Source organism: Indioceanicola profundi (assembly GCF_003568845.1).
Lineage (GTDB): Bacteria > Pseudomonadota > Alphaproteobacteria > Azospirillales > Azospirillaceae > Indioceanicola > Indioceanicola profundi.
Genome location: NZ_CP030127.1, coordinates 1,167,845 through 1,184,037, shown reverse-complemented (window position 1 = coordinate 1,184,037; position 16,193 = coordinate 1,167,845). Strand labels below are relative to the sequence as shown.

The window sequence follows — 16,193 nt, the reverse complement described above, 5'->3', positions numbered from 1 at the left end:
GCGGCATCTGCACGCCGTCCAACAGAAGGGCGACAGTCAGGAGGGGGACCGCCAGGAACATCATCCCGATTGCCGTCCGGACCGGCCAGGAAGGAAGTCGGTACGGCCCATGGAGGGCGGCGGCGAGGCCGAGCGTGAAGAAGAAGAGAATGCTGGGGCGGAGTATCACCACCCCGCGCAGATCGGCCGCATAGTAAACGAAGGCCAGCGCCAGAGCCGCCGGTGCGCTCCAGCGGACCAGCCGGATCAGCAAGGGGGACAGCAACGCGCAGACGAACAGATCCCGCAGGAACGCCAGGGGCGTCATCTGTGGCCAGTTCGTCAGCGCGATGCTGGCATCGAGCAGTTGCCGCACTACCTGGAATGCCGAGCCGCTGGGAAGGTCCGCCGGCTTGCCGGCCAGGGTCTGGTATCCGGTCATCAACGCCAGCGCCGCCAGGTTCCAGATGGCCATGGGCAGCAGAAGCGTCCGGGCCTTGCGGCCGATCAGGACGGAATGGCTCTCCCCCTTGCTGAGCATGACCAGCAGGAATCCTGAAACGGCGCTGAGCAGGGCGACGCTCGACCGTCCGAATGCCTCCACCACATAGAACCGCATTACGTCCCAGGTGCGGACGCCATATTGGGCGAGGTCCAGCGCCGATTCCCACGGATGCACATGCACGTAAGTCATCAGGAAGATACAGAGCACGCGTGCGATCTTGATGGTCTCGCTCTGCTCCTTGGTGAGGGAGGGGGTCCTGATGGTGCTGTTCGTCGTCATTCCAGTCCTGACGCTTGACGGCGTGGCGCCCTGCCACAAGCAGTCGGCGGGAGGACCCCGCCCGGCCTGTCCCGCGGGCGCAAGAAGGCCGGTCCTTGAGAACCAGCCTGCCGCATAGGAACACGGAACCGCTCATTGCGGGGCGGTTGAATGGGGGCACGTCGATTGCCGTCAGGCCGCTTCGAGGGCTACCCCGACTGCGGTGCAAAATGTAAACATAGCCGAGAGGGGGTGGGGAGGCGCGATTGCAGGCTGTAGTCCTTGCACCGCCCAGGAAGACTGATAACGCCCCCGCAGCATTGTTCGGTCGGGCTTCAGCCGGCCCATGGAGCTGCGGGAACGCCCTTTATTCCTGGCTGCACCGCGAAAAGGCTGCCGGCCAGCGGTTGCCGTTCCAGTTCCTGCACGGAAAGTCCCTTCCGGGCACTGGTGATATACAGGGTGCCGAGATCCGGTCCGCCGAACGCGCAGGATGTCACCTGTGTCACCGGCAACGGAATGGACCTGTCCAGCGTGCCGTCGGCGCGGTATCTGCTGACACGCGATGCACCCCACCGTGCGATCCACAGACCGTTCTCCGCATCTACGGTCATGCCGTCCGGTGTACCGTCCTCCTCCGCGAACTGAAGGAAGACGGACTTGGCTCCGATGCTGCCGTCCGGCTGGACAGGGGCAGTCCAGACGGTTCGTCGGGCCGAGTCGGTCAGGAAAACAGTGCGGCCGTCGGCGCTGAAGGCAGGGCCGTTGCCGACCGCGTATCCAGTATCCACCCGGTAGCAGCGCCGATCCGGGTCCAGCCGCCAGAACGAGCCGGTCGGTTCCTTCTCGGCGTCATCCATGCTGCCGGTCCAGAGCCGGCCAAGGGGATCGCACTTGCCATCGTTGAAACGGTTACCTGGTCGGTCTGCTTCCGGATGGCCCAGGAACTCCAGTGAAAGCATGTCCTGCTTCATGCGGATCAGATGGAAACCGGACCGTAAGGCCGCCAATAGACGCCCCGGCCCTGCAGGCGCGACGCAGCCGATGGCCGAGGAAAGACGCCATTCCCGACGGGTGCCGCTGTCAGGCTGGAGGGCGAAAAGGCGGCAGCCCTTGATGTCGATCCAGTAGAGCGTTGCGGTCGCCCCGTCCCACACCGGGCCTTCGCCGAGCTGCGCTTCTGCCGCCCAGACGCATGTCACCGTTTCCACGAGACCTCCTCGGATCGGGGGGCTGCCGCGGTGCGGCGGACCTCTGGCTGCCTCCGTGCCGATTCGAGCAGGAGCTTGGCCGGTTGCTCGCAAAGGGCGGGCGGCGGTATGGATAATATTGGTGCAATACAAACTCCGGTGAACGCCAGGAGGGGCGTAAAGTTCCGCTGGAGACCGGTAGCTGTGGCTATGAGAACACGCCTGTCATTGGACAGTGCTGATACCCGCAATATCGGTTGCTAATCAGCCGGCCGTTCGTACGCTCTAAGCTCAGCCCGGTGCGACCAACCGTTTGGTCTGTCTGGGCCGAGTGCCAAGAACAAAAGCAGTAATCCCACCAGCACTGTTGCCCAGAGGTTCGGTCATGAAAAGGACAATGGTCGCAGCCATCGCGCTGCTCGCCGGAATGAATGCGGCGCATGCGCAGGATGTGCGCGGTATCCCTGTTACCGAGCGCGCGCGGCCCGACTTCGATGCGCTGGGCATCCGCGCCGGCGCCTTCCTGGTGAAGCCGTCGCTCACCCTGACCGGCGCTTACGACGACAACATCTTCGCCGAGGATGAGGAAACCGTGGACGATCTCGTCGCGGTCTTCCTGCCGAGCCTGATCGTACAGTCGGACTGGAACAGCCATTACCTCCGCCTCCGCTCCGCCGCGGAGATCGGCCGCCATGCCGATTTCACCAGCGAGGATTACGAGGATTTCAACATCGGCGCCGATTCCCGGTTGGACATCACCCGCGGGGACTCGATCAATTCCACGCTGGAATACCGGCGGGAACATGATGAGCGCGGTTCGCCCAACGATGTGGGCGGGCGTGAGCCGACGGAATACGATCTGGTCTACGGCCTGCTGGGTTATTCCCGCACCGGCCGCCGTGTCACGCTGCGAGTCCAGGGCAGCTTCAACGACTACGATTTCAAGGACGTGCCGGGCGTCGGCACCACCATCGTTGACCAGGATTTCCGCGACCGTATCGAATACAACGTCGCTTCCCGCGTAGGGTACGAGTTCCGCCCGGATACAAGCATCTTTGTTCAGGGCGCCCTGAACTGGCGCGAATACGACAACAACGTCCGGAATTCCGACGGTTACCGGCTTGATGCCGGTTTCTCCTTCGACCTTGGTGGCGTGACCACGGGTGAGCTGTTCGCCGGCTACCGCCAGCAGAAGTACGACAATCCGCTGTTCCAGAACGAGGACGGCTTCACCTACGGCGGCAATATCCTCTGGAACCCGACGTCGCTGACCTCGGTGCAGTTCCGGCTGATCAACGAGGTGAATGAGTCCACGGAGACCGGCGCCTCGGCCTACATCTCGTCCGGCGCTTCGATCCAGGTGGACCATGAGCTGCTGCGGAATGTTCTGATCGGCGGTCTGGTCGGCTACACCGAGAACGACTACCGGGGTATCGAGCGGATGGAGGATGTCTGGAATCTCGGCGCCACCGCGGACTACCTGCTGAACCGCAATCTCCGGGTCGGGGTCGGATACCGGTACATCACGCGCGACTCCACCACCGCCAACGAGGACTATACCCGCAACGTGGTGACCTTGTCCCTGCGCGGCTCCTTCTGATACGTCGCTCCCGGCCTCGCCCGGCAGCAAGACCCCGGCCGGAACCAACGGCCGGGGTTTTTCTATGCTGGATATCGGCGGGCTGCGCCGTTGCGCGCCGGCGGTCGATGCATATCTGGTAGGTATCTCCAACCCGCAGTCCCCAACCAGTTCCGGAGTGGTTCATGGCAACCCTGTTCGTCGCCCGCAGCGCCAATCTCAGCGCCTGGGCCTCCGACGTCGGGCTCAGCAAACACGTCTTCAAGGTCGGCATTACCGAGGAGCCGGTGGCGGACGTCATCGCCCGCGGCTGGGCGGGGGAGACCGACTGGACCCTGGTCAAGAAGCAGGACGGAGTCGATCTGGACGAAGAGGCGGCGATCCAGCGTCTGGCCGGGCGGGAGAAGATGATCGACCCCGGATATTATCCCCGCCTGAAAGGCGCCACCGGCATCTTCAAGGTGGTGCCCGACAATGTGACCCGCCATATCCTCCTGGGCCGTGCCCTGGCCGGGGAGAGCGAGCGGACGCCGATCAAGATCAAGGTCGCCGACTTCGCAACCTATCTGATGAAGAATGCGGGCGGTTGATCCAGGGGCTGCCGGGGTGCGCGCGTGGGTCGCACCCCGGATTGACCGACATCAAGGCCCTGCTGGTCGGCGGCCGCTAGGAAGAGCGCCTGTCCAATCCTGACCAGGAGCTTCGAGCCATGGCCGCCCCCATCGACCGCACCGGCGCGGATACCCCCGCCGACATCTTCAAGACCCTCGGCTTCTCCGTGATCGGCCTGGTGGGCCTACTGGCTTTCGCCGCGGTGATTCTGTTCCATCCCGGCTGGATCGTTCCGGTGGCGCTGCTGCTGACCGCCCTTGCGCTGGCGGCAGTCGTCGGCACGACCCGGATGTAGGATCATTCCCGATCCGGAACGATTGCGCGGCGTAAGGCTTTGTTTACTACGAAAGGGTTCACTCTCTCGACGCATGCCGCCTTGGCGTGGTAGTCACCTACTCTGTTCGGGCGCGCCCGGACTCCAGACCAGGATGCGTCGATGTCCAGCCCTGCAGTTGCCTTTCGCCTAACCGTTGCGGCCGCGCTGTTGGGGGCTGGCTGGCTGGCCATCCCCCTGTCCGCGTCCGCCCAGACCGTCTTGCCGGAGCATGCGCCCCTGCCGCTGCCCCCGGACCCTGCGGAGTGGCAGTCGGGCGCTGGGCGCGCACCGGAAATCCGCGCCCAGCTCAGCCCCCACCGCCAGACCGTCCTGTCCAGCGAACTGGCCGGCAAGATCGTCGAGCTGCCGGTGAAGGAAGGTGAGCGGTTCAAGAGCGGGCAGGTGCTGGTGGCGCTGGACTGCGCCGAGCACAAGGCCCGCCTCGACCGCGCCCGCGCCCAGGAGGATGCGGCCGGCAAGAAGCTGGAGATCATCGGTCGGCTGGAAAAGCTGAACTCGGTCAGCCGGATCGAGATGGACGACGCCCTGGCCCAGCTCGCCATGTCCAAGGCGGAAACGGCGCTGAACCAGGTCTATGTCAGCCGTTGCGCCATCCTCGCCCCTTTCGCCGGCCGCGTCGCTGCCAAGCATGTCCAGCGCTATCAGTTCGTCAGCGAGGGCGAGAAGCTGCTGGAGCTGATCGACGACGGCGAGCTTGAGCTGGAGATGATCGTCCCCTCCCACTGGCTCACCTGGCTGGCGCCGGGTCAGACGTTCCAGGTGCGGGTGGATGAGATCGGCCGCTCCTACCCGGCGGAGGTCACGCGCCTCGGCGCCCGCATCGATCCGATCAGCCAGTCGGTCAAGGTCTTCGGCCGCATCGCCGGCAACCAGGACGGGCTGCTGGCAGGGATGAGCGGCAGCGTGGAAATGCCGGTCCCCGTTCCCGCCGTGGCGGGCGCTTCCGCTGGCGGAGGCTCCGGCCGATGAACCAGCCCATGCAGATGCGGGACCGCCAGCTCATGGCAATGTCCGCGCTGATCCAGCTCGAAAAGCGCGTCCGCGCCGCGGCCACGCCGGACGAGCTGGCCTTCCTGATGGTCAACGACACCCACATGATGGTGGCCTACCGTCAGGCCGCCCTGTGGCGGGCGGATGAGCAGCGGCTACAGGCCCTGTCCGGCCTCGCCGTGCCGGATCGCGACGCGCCCTTCACCCACTGGATCACGCGCCTGTTCCGGACCCGCGCCGACGGCGAGGCCGGCCGGCGCATCCACCCCCTCTCCGCCGCCGTGATGGAGACGGAGGAGGACGGCGAGACCTGGAAGGAACATCTGCCGCCCCACGGCCTGTGGCTGCCGCTCTCCCGGCCCGACGGCACGCTCCAGGGCGTTCTGCTGCTGGCGCGGGATGAGCCCTGGGCGGATCACGAGCGCAGCCTGCTTGAGTTGGTGGCCGACGCCTACGCCCATGCCTGGGCGGCGCTGGTGCGCCGGCAGGCCCGCCGCTCCGTCTTCACGCGCAAGCGCCGCCTGCTGGCGGGGGCCGCCGTCGCGGTGGTTCTGGCCATGCTCATTCCCGTCCGCCAGTCGGCCCTGGCCCCGGCGGAGGTGGTGGCGCGCGATCCCGTTCTGATCAGAGCGCCCATCCAAGGCGTGGTGGAGGAGATCAAGGTCCGCCCCAATCAGTCCGTCGCCGCCGGCGAGCTGCTGGCCACGATGGACGGGCGGGAGATGTCCAGCCGCCTGGACGTGGCCCGCCAGCAGCTCGCCGTCGCCGATGCCGAGCTGAGGCAGGCCCAGCAATCCGCCGTGTTCGATGAGAAGAGCCGGGCGCAGATGGCCGTGCTCCAGGGGCGGCGGGAGCAGCATGCGGCCGAGGTCGCCTATATCCAGCAGCTTCTGGAGCGCATCCGCCTGACCGCCCCGCGCGACGGCGTCGCCATCTTCGACGATCCCGGCGACTGGGCCGGCCGCCCCGTTTCGCTGGGCGAGCGGATCATGATGGTGGCCGATCCCAAGGATGCGGAGCTGGAGATCCATTTGCCGGTGGCGGACGCCATCACCTTGGAATCCGGGGCAGAGATCCTGCTGTTCCTGAACATCGACGCCTCAGCGCCGGTACCGGCCGTGCTGGAACGGGCCGGCTACCGGGCGGCGCAGACGCCGGACGGCATCATGGCCTATCGCCTGCGCGCCCGTTTCGAGCGGGCGGATGAGCGGCTGCGCGTCGGCCTCAAGGGCACAGCCAAGGTCTATGGCGAGCGCACCATCCTGTTCCTCTATCTGATGCGCCGTCCTCTGGCAGCGATGCGGCTATGGCTGGGGCTCTAGCCGTCGCCAACGGGGGCCGCGGCGGCGGCCCCATGACGCCGATGGTGCGGCTGGCCCCGTTGCGGGACGAGCTCGTGCTACACAAGGGGCCGCGCGGGCGCGACGGAGCGCCCACCTGGACCCTGGAGGACCCGGCCCGCAACCGCTTCTTCCGCATCGGCTGGGCCGAGGTGGAGATGCTGGCCCGCTGGGAGAAGGGCGATCCGGCCGCTATTGCCGGCGCGGTGAGCGCCGCCACTCCGCTGGACCTCACCGGTGAGGATGTGGAGGAGTTCGCCCGTTTCCTGATGCAGGCCAACCTGCTCCAGGTCCGCGGGGCGGAGGCCAATGGCCGGCTCTACGCCCAGATCCAGGCCATGCGGATGGGACCGGCCAAGTGGCTGCTGAAGAATTATCTCTTCATGCGCATCCCGCTGGTGCGGCCGGAGCGGTTCCTGAACGCAACCATGCGCTATGTGGAGCCGCTCTACAGCCGGAACTTTCTTCTGCTGACGCTTCTGGTCGGACTGACCGGCCTTTTCCTGGTGGCCCGGCAGTGGGACGTGTTCCTGAACACCTTCCTGCATTTCTTCTCGCTGGAGGGGGCTGCCCTGTCCGGGCTGGCGCTGCTCACCGCCAAAGTGCTGCATGAACTCGGGCATGCCTACACGGCCAAGCGCTTCGGCTGCCGGGTGCCCACCATGGGTGTGGCGCTGATGGTGATGTGGCCGGTGCTCTATACCGACACCTCGGCCGCCTGGACGCTGCCCGACCGGACCAAGCGCCTGGCCATCGGGGCCGCCGGCATGGCGGCCGAGGTGGCGCTGGCCTGCTACATGACGCTGTTGTGGAGCTTTCTGCCCGACGGTCCGGTGCGGAGCGCCGCCTTCCTGCTGGCGACCACCACCTGGATACTGACCCTGGCCGTGAACCTGAACCCGTTCATGCGCTTCGACGGTTATTTCCTGACCACGGATGCGCTGGACGTCGCCAACCTGCAGGAGCGGTCCTTCCGGCTGGGCCGCTGGTGGCTGCGGGAGCAGCTGTTCGGCTTCGGAGAGCCAAAGCCGGAAGTGTTCGAGCCGAAGATGGAGCGCATCCTGATCGGCTATGCGCTGGGCACCTGGGTCTACCGCTTCTTCCTGTTCCTGGGCATCGCCCTGCTTGTCTATCACCTGTTCTTCAAGGTGCTGGGCATCTTCCTGATGATTGTGGAACTGGCTTGGTTCATCGGCATGCCGATCTGGAACGAAATGAAGGAATGGGCCAAGCGGCGGGATGCCTACCGCTTGAACCTGAACACCACGCTCACCCTGTCCGGCGCTGTTCTGCTGCTGGGGCTGGGGCTGTTCCCCTGGAAGGGCAGCGTGCACGCCCCGGCCTTGCTGCGGGCGGAGAACCAGGCCCAGATTTTCGTGCCCACCGGCGCCCAACTGGCCGAGGTGCTGGTGCAGCAGGGCGACCGGGTCGAGGCCGGCCAGCCGCTGTTCCGCTTCGCCGCCCCCGACCTCGCCTTCGAGCTGGCGCAGGTGGAGCGGCAGATTGCCGTGCTCCGCTGGCAGAGCAACTTCCACGCCATGGTCAATGAGATCACGGCCAACCGTCAGGTGACCTGGCAGGAGCTGGAAACCGCGATCGCCAAGCGCGCCGGGCTCAGGCAGGACGCCGACAGGCTCAGTGTGGCGGCTCCCTTCGCCGGGCGTCTGATGGAAAGGGTGCCCGAGCTGGCGCCGGGCGCCTGGATGCCGCAGGGCGAATGGCTTGCCACCCTGGTCTCCCCCGACAGCGCCATGGTGGAGGCTTATGTGCCGGAAGCCGATCTGCGCCGCTTGGCCGTGGGCGGCGAAGCCGTCTTCTATCCGGAAGAGGCGGCGCGGCCATCGCTCCGCCTGAGGGTCACCGACATCGCCCAGACCGCGACCCGCCGTCTTGGTTCGGCCAAGGAGCTTTCCTCCACCTATGGCGGCGGGCTGGCCGCCGTTCCGGACAAGGACGGCATGCCGGTGCCGGAGATGGCCGTCTATCGTGTGCTCCTCACCCCGGTTGAGATGAACAATGCGCCGGATCTGGCTGTCCGGGGCACGGTGGCGCTGGAGGGTGAGCGGCAAAGTCTGGCCGTTGCCGCCTGGCGGTCCTTCATGGCCGTGCTGGTGCGCGAAAGCGGGTTCTGAGCCCTTCCGTCGAACTTTGGGGAACCCCGCCACGGCCTTGGCTATTGGCGGTGGAAACGGCGCTCGGATCAAAGGGGGAAGCAGGACATCATGCGGCCGGCGGTCATCCTGATCCTGGTTCTGGTCGTCTTCATCGCCGGGATCGGCTATTGGGGCTTCCATCTCACGGCCGGTCTGGGCGGGTTGCCGGCCGGCGGGCAGGGGGCGATCCTGGCGCTGGCGCTGGGCGCCCTGGTGATGATCGGATTGTTCCTGCTTCTGATGCGGCGACAGCACCGTCGCGACCGCCGCGGCGATTGATGCAATCCGGCAGCCATCGCAAGACTTCGTCCCGGTGCATACGGCACGGGAGTTGACCCTGTCGGCGGCTGCGGCTTATCGTTCAGCCGTGATTTTCCCTTATGGGTCAAATTGATGCGTCTGGGATTCCTGCTGGCGATCCTGTTTCTGGTCCTGGCCCAGTTCCAGGCCATGGCGGCGGAACGCCGGGTGCTCACCCTCGCTTACGATGTGAATGAGAGCTGGCCCTGGCATCTGGGCACCTACACGGTGCCGGATGCCATGCCCGGACTGTCTCTCGAATATATAAGTGAAGCCGCGCGGCGGCTGGATGTGGATGTCCGCTTCATCCGCGCTCCCTTCCGCCGTGCCCTCGCCATGCTCAAGGGCGGGGAGGTGGATGGCGTGTTCGAGGCCAGCTTCCGGCCGGAGCGGCAGGAATATGGCGTCTATCCCCTGACCGCACAGGGGGAGCCAGACGCGTCCCGGAGCATGTTCGTCCAGTCCTACGTCTTTTATGTGCGGCGGGGCGAGCGTCGCTTTGGTTGGAACGGTGACAAGATCGATGGGTTGGACGGAATGGTCGGGGTGCTTCGCAATACCTCCGTCGCCGACGATCTGACGGACAGGGGCTATCCGGTTTTCGAAGTGGGCGACAACCTCCGCGCCATGGAAATGACTGCCGCCAGCCGGTTGGATGCCGTGCTGCTCCTGGATCGGATCGGCAAGGCGGTATTCCACCGCCATCCGGAACTGGCAGATGCTCTCCAGACTCTGGACCTGCCCTGGGAGCGGAAGCCCTATTACCTGATGCTTTCCCATGCCCTGGCGGCGCAGGAGCCCGCCTTTGCGGCCAGGCTCTGGGTCGAACTGGCGCGTGTGGCCCATTCGCCCTTCGCGGAGGAGCGTCTTGCCGCCTATGAGAAAGCGCTCATGGCGAGCGGAAGAGGGGAGTCGGCCGCAAACCGGTAAGGCTGGCGGCCGGCTCCGGCATCAGGCCTGGGCGCTGGGCCGGGCGGCCACCTGGTCCCGCCAGCGGCGCACATTGTCCAGCCCCTCGGGCAGGGGAATGCCGCCGTACTTGCAGAAGAACTCCACCGTGGTGAAGGCGGTGATGTCGGCGATGCTGAAGCGGTCGCCGGCGATGAACTCGTGCCGCGCCAGATCCTCGTCCAACAGGGCCAGCCGCTGCTCCGCGATCGGCTTCTGGGCGGCGGCGAACTCGGGCACCTGATGCTCCAGCGCCGCCATCTTGGGATGGCTATGGCGGAACACCGATGCCATGGGCAGCAGCAGCTCGAACTCGATCCGCCGCTGCCACATCTCGATCAGAGCCTGCTCCTTGGGCGTGGTGCCCATCAGGGGCGGTTCCGGCTGGATGCCCTCGATGTAGCGGCAGATGGCGACGCTCTCCAGGATCACCGTGCCGTCATCCAGCTCCAGCGCCGGAACGCGGGTGTTCGGGGCCAGCTTCCGGTAGGTCTCCGTCTTGTGCTCCCCCTTGCCAATGATGATCGGCACCTTTGGAATGTCCATGCCCTTCTCGGCCAGGAACATGCGGACACGGCGCGGCGTGGGGGCAATGGGGTCGTCATACAGGCGCAAGGATTTCCTCCCGTTATTATGATTTGTTCGGTCCTGGCAGGCCGGCTGCCTTACCGCACGATCATGCTCTGGCCCAGCTTCACCACCTGCTCGGCATTCTCGGCGCGGGGCGGGATGGTGATGCCCTTGGCGCAGGCGGGGCGGGCAGCGATGGCGTCGATCCAGCGGCGCAGGTTCGGCAGATCGTCGATCTCCACCCCCGACCAGTTGTGGGTCCGCACCCAGCACCAGTTGGCGATGTCAGCGATGCTGAAGTCGCCGGCCAGATACTCGTGATCCTTCAGCCGCCCGTCCAGCACGGTGAAAAGGCGCTTGGATTCCTTCTGGTACCGCTCAATGGCGGCCGGAATCTTCTCCGGGAAATAGCGGTGGAAGACGTTGGCCTGTCCCATCATCGGGCCGACGCCGCCCATCTGGAACATCAGCCACTGCATCACCAGCGTCCGCCCTCGCACATCCGTGGGCAGCAGCTTCCCGGTCTTCTCCGCCAGATACACCATGATGGCGCCGGACTCGAAGATGGGCAGCGGTTCGCCGCCGTCGGCAGGCGCATGGTCGATGATGGTCGGGATGCGGCCATTGGGGTTGATGGCCAGGAACCAGGGCTCCTTCTGCTCGGAATTGGTCAGGTCCAGGCGGCGGGCCTGGTAGTCCAGCCCCAGCTCCTCCAGCAGGCAACTGACCTTGTATCCGTTCGGCGTGGCGGCGGTGAACAGCTCGATCAATCCTGAATCCTTCCGTTGGGCAGCCTTGTTCCGATCCTGCGTCAGCCGCCGCATCCAGGGTGCAGCCGGCCCTCCGCTGTCGTCAACACCCGCGGCGGCCGTTCGCACTAGTGACAATAATCCTATTTTCCTGCGATGATCCCCCATGGCCCCGACGGGCCGCGGCTCTTGGGTTCCGTGAATTGCGCGTCGGCAGCCCGGCAGGCGATCCATGCTTGTGGGGATGGCACTGTCTCGTGAACGGGGTGTGGTCCAGGGGCGCACGCCATGGCGGAGGCGTTGCGTTTGGTGCGTTAACGAACGCAAGCCACTGACATCCATGGGGAAAATCGACTTTCTGATGATGCGTTAAGGGTTGCGTTAGGTGCGTTAAGCGTGGCCTTTGGTACGTTAAGCCGCCCCGGCCGGCATCCGTCCGAAGTGTCCGCGCCACATACGCGCCCGTTGCCGCCGGGGTGCCGCCGCGGCTACAGTTCTTTCCAACCAATCCAATAATTCTAACGGGAGGAATGCGATGTCGGAGGCTTCGGCACAGGTGTCGATGAGCGATGCCGAACGGAAGGTCCGGGTCGATCTGGCGGCGGCCTACCGGCTGGTGGCCCTGTTCGGCTGGGACGATCTGGTCTTCACCCACATCTCCGCCCGGGTGCCGGGGCCGGAGCATCACTTCCTGATCAACCCCTACGGCCTGCTGTTCGAGGAGATCACCGCCTCCAGCTTGGTCAAGGTGGACCTGGACGGACAGAAGGTGGGGGACAGCCCCTATCCGGTGAACCCCGCCGGCTTCACCATCCATTCCGCCGTGCACGAGGTGCGGGAGGATGCCGGCTGCGTCATGCATCTGCACACGCCGGATGGCACCGCGGTGGCGACGCTGGAGCAGGGGCTGCTGCCGCTGAACCAGACCGCCCAGCTCGCCATGGCGGACCTCGCCTACCATGATTACGAAGGCGTCGCGCTCGACCATGACGAGCGGCCGCGGCTGCAGCGGGACCTCGGCAGCAAGGGCACCATGCTGCTGCGCAACCACGGCACCCTCACGGTGGGGCCGACCGTGGCCCAGGCCTTCACCCGCATGTATTTCCTGGAACGCGCCTGCACTATGCAGGTCCGCACCCTGGCCATGCAGGCGGCGGCGGGCGGCGGGCTCTACCCCACGGCGGAACCGGTGATCGAGAAGAACATGCAGATCGGCAGGATGGGGCTGGGCCAGGTGGCCGATGCTCTGGTCTGGCCCGCACTGATCCGCAAGCTGGACCGGGTCGGCCCCGGCTACAAGGATTGAGGGCACGGAAAAGGGGCGGGCTTTCGGGCCCGCCCCCTCCTGGTCCGGTCGCGGTTCAGAACCGGAAGCCCACGCTGGCGCGGGCGCGGTCCTCATGCAGCTCCTGCCGGCCGATGTCGGTGGAGAGGTCGAGCCCGAAGCTCAAGCCCGCCCTCTCCATCCGCAGGCCGCCGCGGACCTCGCCCCAGCCCGTGTCGCGCAAGGCGGCCGGAAGGGCGAAGCTCTCCATCTCCACCGCCACGAAGCGCACACGGTAGGCCGGGTCCTGGCCCGACAGGTTGCGGACGAAGGCCGCCTCCACCTGCGGGGTCAAGGTCCAGCCGCTGACCGTCTCGACCACCCCGCCGAGACCGAAGCCGAGCCGCCCCTCCATCCGCGCCAGGGTCCGGGCATCCACGCGCAGCGCGGCATCGCCGCCCGCTTCCTCGAAGCCGTCGGTGTGCAGCCAGCTGTGCCGCAGCCCGGCCTTGGGCGTCAGGGTCAGGCCGCCGGGAACGATCAGGTTCACGCCCGTTTCCATCATGGTAGAAACGGTGCTGCCCTGGAACCGGCCTGCCACGTCATATGGCAACTCGCCGACGCCGAACTGCCGCCGGCTGTCGGCATCGTTCACCCCGGCGCTGGCCAGTGCCGCCACATAGGCCCCGCCGTCGAAGCGGTAGGCGCCGTAGAAGGCGGACTGCATGCTGCGGGTTTCGGCGGTGTTGTAGGCCTGGATGCCATAGGCGCTCTCGCCGCTGGCATAGGCGGTGGCGAAGCCCAGGGTCAGCCGCTCGCCGGCCCGCCGCTCCAGCCCCATGGCAAGATGCCAGCTCCGCTCGCCCTGGTCGTCCGTCATGGCCGCCTGACCCACGGTGGCGGAACGCCCCTGCTCCTGATATCCGCCGGAGACGAACCCGCTCATCCCGTCGGGCAGGGGAACCATCTGCGGAGCGCCGTAGGAGCCGCTGAAACCCATGCCGCCGATGCCGCGCGCCCGCTGTGCCGGGTGCAGCCCGGCATCGCCGCCAAGCGCCAGCACCTGGCCCACATCGCCCAGGACCTGCAGCCCATGCGCTCCGCCGGGGCTGCCCAGTAGGGCGAGCCGCCCGCTGAACAGGTCGGTGAAGCCACGGTTCTGCGCTTCGAACAGGGACAGCGCCCCGGTTAGGCCGCTCGGGGCCAGATTGTTGAACATCGCACCCAGCGCATTTCCGTCCAGCCAGTCCATCTCCCCATACAGGCCGTGCAGGTTGGCGTAGGAGCCATCGCGCAACCGGTCCAGGATATTGGCGAAGGCGAGCTGGAGGGGCGAACCCGACTTCAGCATCTGGGCCAGCGATCCGGCGCGAAGCTCCGCCACCACCGCATCGTCCGTGTAGCTCACCTTCGGGCGCAGCACGCCGGTGATGGCCAGGACGTTGTCGAAGCGGCCGTCCACCCCGCCTTCCGCGGTGAGTATCCTGTAGCTCTCGCCATGGCGCGGCGCCGCACCTTTGGCTTTGTTGAAGACCAGCGTTCCATCCAGTTCCGCCGTGCCCGCCGACCCGGCGGAGGCGTCAGCCAGGACCCTGAGCTGATCGGCCGCCCCGCGCTTCACGTCCAGGATCAAGGAGCTGGCATTGGACATGACCAGATTGCCCTGGACCGTCAACCGGCCGACATCGTCCCCGGCCGGGGCCACAGCTACGGCGCCCAGGGTCAGCCAGGGTGCTCGGAAGGTGCCTTTGCCGCTCAGGACGCCGCTGACCACCAGCGCCTCGCCCGTGTGCAGCTTGCCGTCCACATTGGTCCAGCCGCTGAGCTGGTTGAAATCGGACAGCACGCGCAGGCGGCCGCTGGAACGGATGTCCAGCCCGGCCGGGCCGTCCAGCGTCAGCCGGTCGATTGTGGCCGACCGGGACAGGCGCGTGGTGCCGCGCGCGTCCAGCGTGACGTCGTAGTAGCGGGCCTTGGTGCCCTTGGCCCGGTTCGGCTCCACATTGTTCGGGACGAAGCCGGTGCTGCCCGGTCCGCCGGAGATGACCAGGCTCTTGCCGGACCCCTTGGGTGGGCGCGGGCTGTCCTCGGCCAGATTGGCGCAGTCGTCGTAGTAGCAGATCTCGCCGAATTTCACTGTGTCGCCGCTGACGCCCAGGGCCGGCGTGTCCGGCAGGCCGGTGACCAGCTTCCCATTGCGGACCACCGTATAATTGGGGTCCATCTCCTGAACCCAGTGCTTGGGATCGAACCAGTCCCCGCTGCCCGATTTCGCCGCGGCATAGACATAGGGATTGTTCCGGACGACCTCGTCCCAGAACAGGAACAGGGGCTGGTAGAAGTTGTGGGTGCCGTAGGTGGAGAAGGGCTGCTCCGCGAAGAAACGGGAGCCGCCGGACAGTACGCCGGCCACGACCTTCCGGTGAAACAGCCTGTCCACGATCAGCGGGCCGCCGGAATCGCCGGGACCCGTGGTGCCCTCCCGCCTCAGGGCATCGCCGTTGAAGATGTCGAAGTCGTAGATGCTTTCCTGGCCCGAGCCGCGGCGCGGATCATCGAAGTCGGTCATGTAGAGCGACTGCTTGAACTCCGATTCCAGGCCGAAGATGGCCTGGTCACGGTCATCCAGGGAGCCAAGGACCGACAGCATGTTCTCCACCGCTCGCCGGCGGAAATTGCCGCTGGTGACCTCATTCTCCGCGTCGCCCACCGCGCCGTATCCAGACAGCGTCACATGGGTCTGGGCCGTGAGGGGGGAGAAGAGCATGGCCCAGGTCGGAATGCCGGTTGCATGCCTGTCCAGAGTAGCGATGGCCAGATCGGCCTGTAGGAAATTCAGCCCCTCGCCAAGTTCCAGCGAGCGCTCGTCGTACCAGACCTGGTTGACGTTATAGTAGGCTTGCTCCGGATTGCTCACATATAGTCCCGGTCCGCCGGCGCCGCCCAGCCACTGCCGGATGCCGGGAAGGGCATCGTCCTTGAAGAAGACGCCAATCCCGGTGCCCCCCTCGCCATAGCTGGATGCCGCAACGTCGTTCACGCAGTGGGCCGCGAAAATCACCATGCGCGGATTGACCAGCGTGCCGGTGCAGGTGCCTACGAAGCCACCGCCGGTATCCGTGATGACCTGACCGACGCCCGTGATCCCCAAATCCCGCACGCCGTTGGGCGGTGACGTTTCCGGGTCTAGGTCCGCCCGCGGGATGATGAAGCCGGCATTCACGGCCGCATCCGGAGCGGCCGCCGCGGCCATCGGCGCGGCCATAAGCGCTACACCCAGCGCGGTTGCCGAAACGCCGGACAACCATTCGATCCGCTGGGCCACGGAAATCGATCTGGACATTGAGCCTCCCCCTCAGAAAACGTTGTAGCGCTCTGCTTGCGGGGCGGCTGCATATTCTTGGTTGTCGTGCCGCCCC

The 16,193-nt window shown here is 66.3% G+C and carries 13 protein-coding genes and 1 pseudogene; 9 read left to right on the top strand and 5 right to left on the bottom strand.

The window, feature by feature from the left end:
• Window positions 1-28 precede the first annotated feature (28 nt).
• Together DOL89_RS26080 and DOL89_RS21250 are read right to left on the bottom strand one after the other, a co-directional pair.
• Window positions 29-763: pseudogene (locus tag DOL89_RS26080) on the bottom strand (acyltransferase family protein); the annotation flags it as partial.
• Window positions 764-1,077: 314 nt separating this feature from the next.
• Window positions 1,078-1,953, bottom strand: coding sequence for an SMP-30/gluconolactonase/LRE family protein (locus DOL89_RS21250; RefSeq protein ID WP_225890006.1), 876 nt, complete (start codon window positions 1,951-1,953; stop codon window positions 1,078-1,080).
• A gap of 364 nt (window positions 1,954-2,317) precedes the next feature.
• Between DOL89_RS21250 and DOL89_RS21245 the strand changes: the two genes are divergently transcribed.
• The 8 genes from DOL89_RS21245 to DOL89_RS21210 all read left to right on the top strand — a co-directional run bounded on the left by DOL89_RS21245 (window position 2,318) and on the right by DOL89_RS21210 (window position 10,173).
• Window positions 2,318-3,532, top strand: coding sequence for an outer membrane beta-barrel protein (locus DOL89_RS21245; protein WP_119681316.1), 1,215 nt, complete (start codon window positions 2,318-2,320; stop codon window positions 3,530-3,532).
• Between the two features lie 164 nt (window positions 3,533-3,696).
• Complete coding sequence (locus DOL89_RS21240) at window positions 3,697-4,101, top strand: hypothetical protein (protein ID WP_119681315.1); 405 nt, start codon at window positions 3,697-3,699, stop codon at window positions 4,099-4,101.
• A 119-nt stretch (window positions 4,102-4,220) separates the two neighbouring features.
• Entirely contained in the window at window positions 4,221-4,418 is a 198-nt protein-coding gene (locus tag DOL89_RS21235; RefSeq protein WP_119681314.1) for a hypothetical protein, read from the top strand.
• A gap of 141 nt (window positions 4,419-4,559) precedes the next feature.
• Window positions 4,560-5,429 (top strand): efflux RND transporter periplasmic adaptor subunit, encoded by an 870-nt coding sequence (locus DOL89_RS21230; protein ID WP_119681313.1) that lies wholly within the window; start codon window positions 4,560-4,562, stop codon window positions 5,427-5,429.
• Entirely contained in the window at window positions 5,426-6,772 is a 1,347-nt protein-coding gene (locus DOL89_RS21225; protein WP_119681312.1) for an efflux RND transporter periplasmic adaptor subunit, read from the top strand. Before DOL89_RS21230 ends, DOL89_RS21225 begins: the two co-directional genes overlap by 4 nt.
• 32 nt (window positions 6,773-6,804) lie before the next feature.
• Window positions 6,805-8,922 carry an HlyD family efflux transporter periplasmic adaptor subunit gene (locus DOL89_RS21220; RefSeq protein WP_119681400.1) on the top strand — a complete coding sequence of 706 codons (2,118 nt, stop codon included), beginning with the start codon at window positions 6,805-6,807 and terminating at the stop codon, window positions 8,920-8,922.
• 90 nt (window positions 8,923-9,012) lie between these two features.
• Window positions 9,013-9,222, top strand: coding sequence for a hypothetical protein (locus tag DOL89_RS21215; RefSeq protein ID WP_119681311.1), 210 nt, complete (start codon window positions 9,013-9,015; stop codon window positions 9,220-9,222).
• Window positions 9,223-9,336: 114 nt separating this feature from the next.
• Complete coding sequence (locus tag DOL89_RS21210) at window positions 9,337-10,173, top strand: substrate-binding periplasmic protein (protein ID WP_119681310.1); 837 nt, start codon at window positions 9,337-9,339, stop codon at window positions 10,171-10,173.
• A gap of 21 nt (window positions 10,174-10,194) precedes the next feature.
• Here DOL89_RS21210 and DOL89_RS21205 read toward each other — a convergent pair whose 3' ends face one another.
• Complete coding sequence (locus DOL89_RS21205) at window positions 10,195-10,806, bottom strand: glutathione S-transferase family protein (protein ID WP_119681309.1); 612 nt, start codon at window positions 10,804-10,806, stop codon at window positions 10,195-10,197.
• A 50-nt stretch (window positions 10,807-10,856) separates the two neighbouring features.
• A complete protein-coding gene (locus tag DOL89_RS21200; RefSeq protein ID WP_119681399.1) occupies window positions 10,857-11,531 on the bottom strand; it encodes a glutathione S-transferase family protein in 675 nt (224 codons plus the stop codon).
• Between the two features lie 514 nt (window positions 11,532-12,045).
• Here DOL89_RS21200 and DOL89_RS21195 point away from each other — a divergent pair.
• Complete coding sequence (locus DOL89_RS21195) at window positions 12,046-12,816, top strand: class II aldolase/adducin family protein (protein ID WP_119681308.1); 771 nt, start codon at window positions 12,046-12,048, stop codon at window positions 12,814-12,816.
• 55 nt (window positions 12,817-12,871) lie between these two features.
• Here DOL89_RS21195 and DOL89_RS21190 read toward each other — a convergent pair whose 3' ends face one another.
• On the bottom strand, window positions 12,872-16,117 hold the full coding sequence (locus DOL89_RS21190; protein WP_119681307.1) for an autotransporter domain-containing protein: 3,246 nt from the start codon (window positions 16,115-16,117) through the stop codon (window positions 12,872-12,874).
• Between the last annotated feature and the right edge of the window lie 76 nt (window positions 16,118-16,193).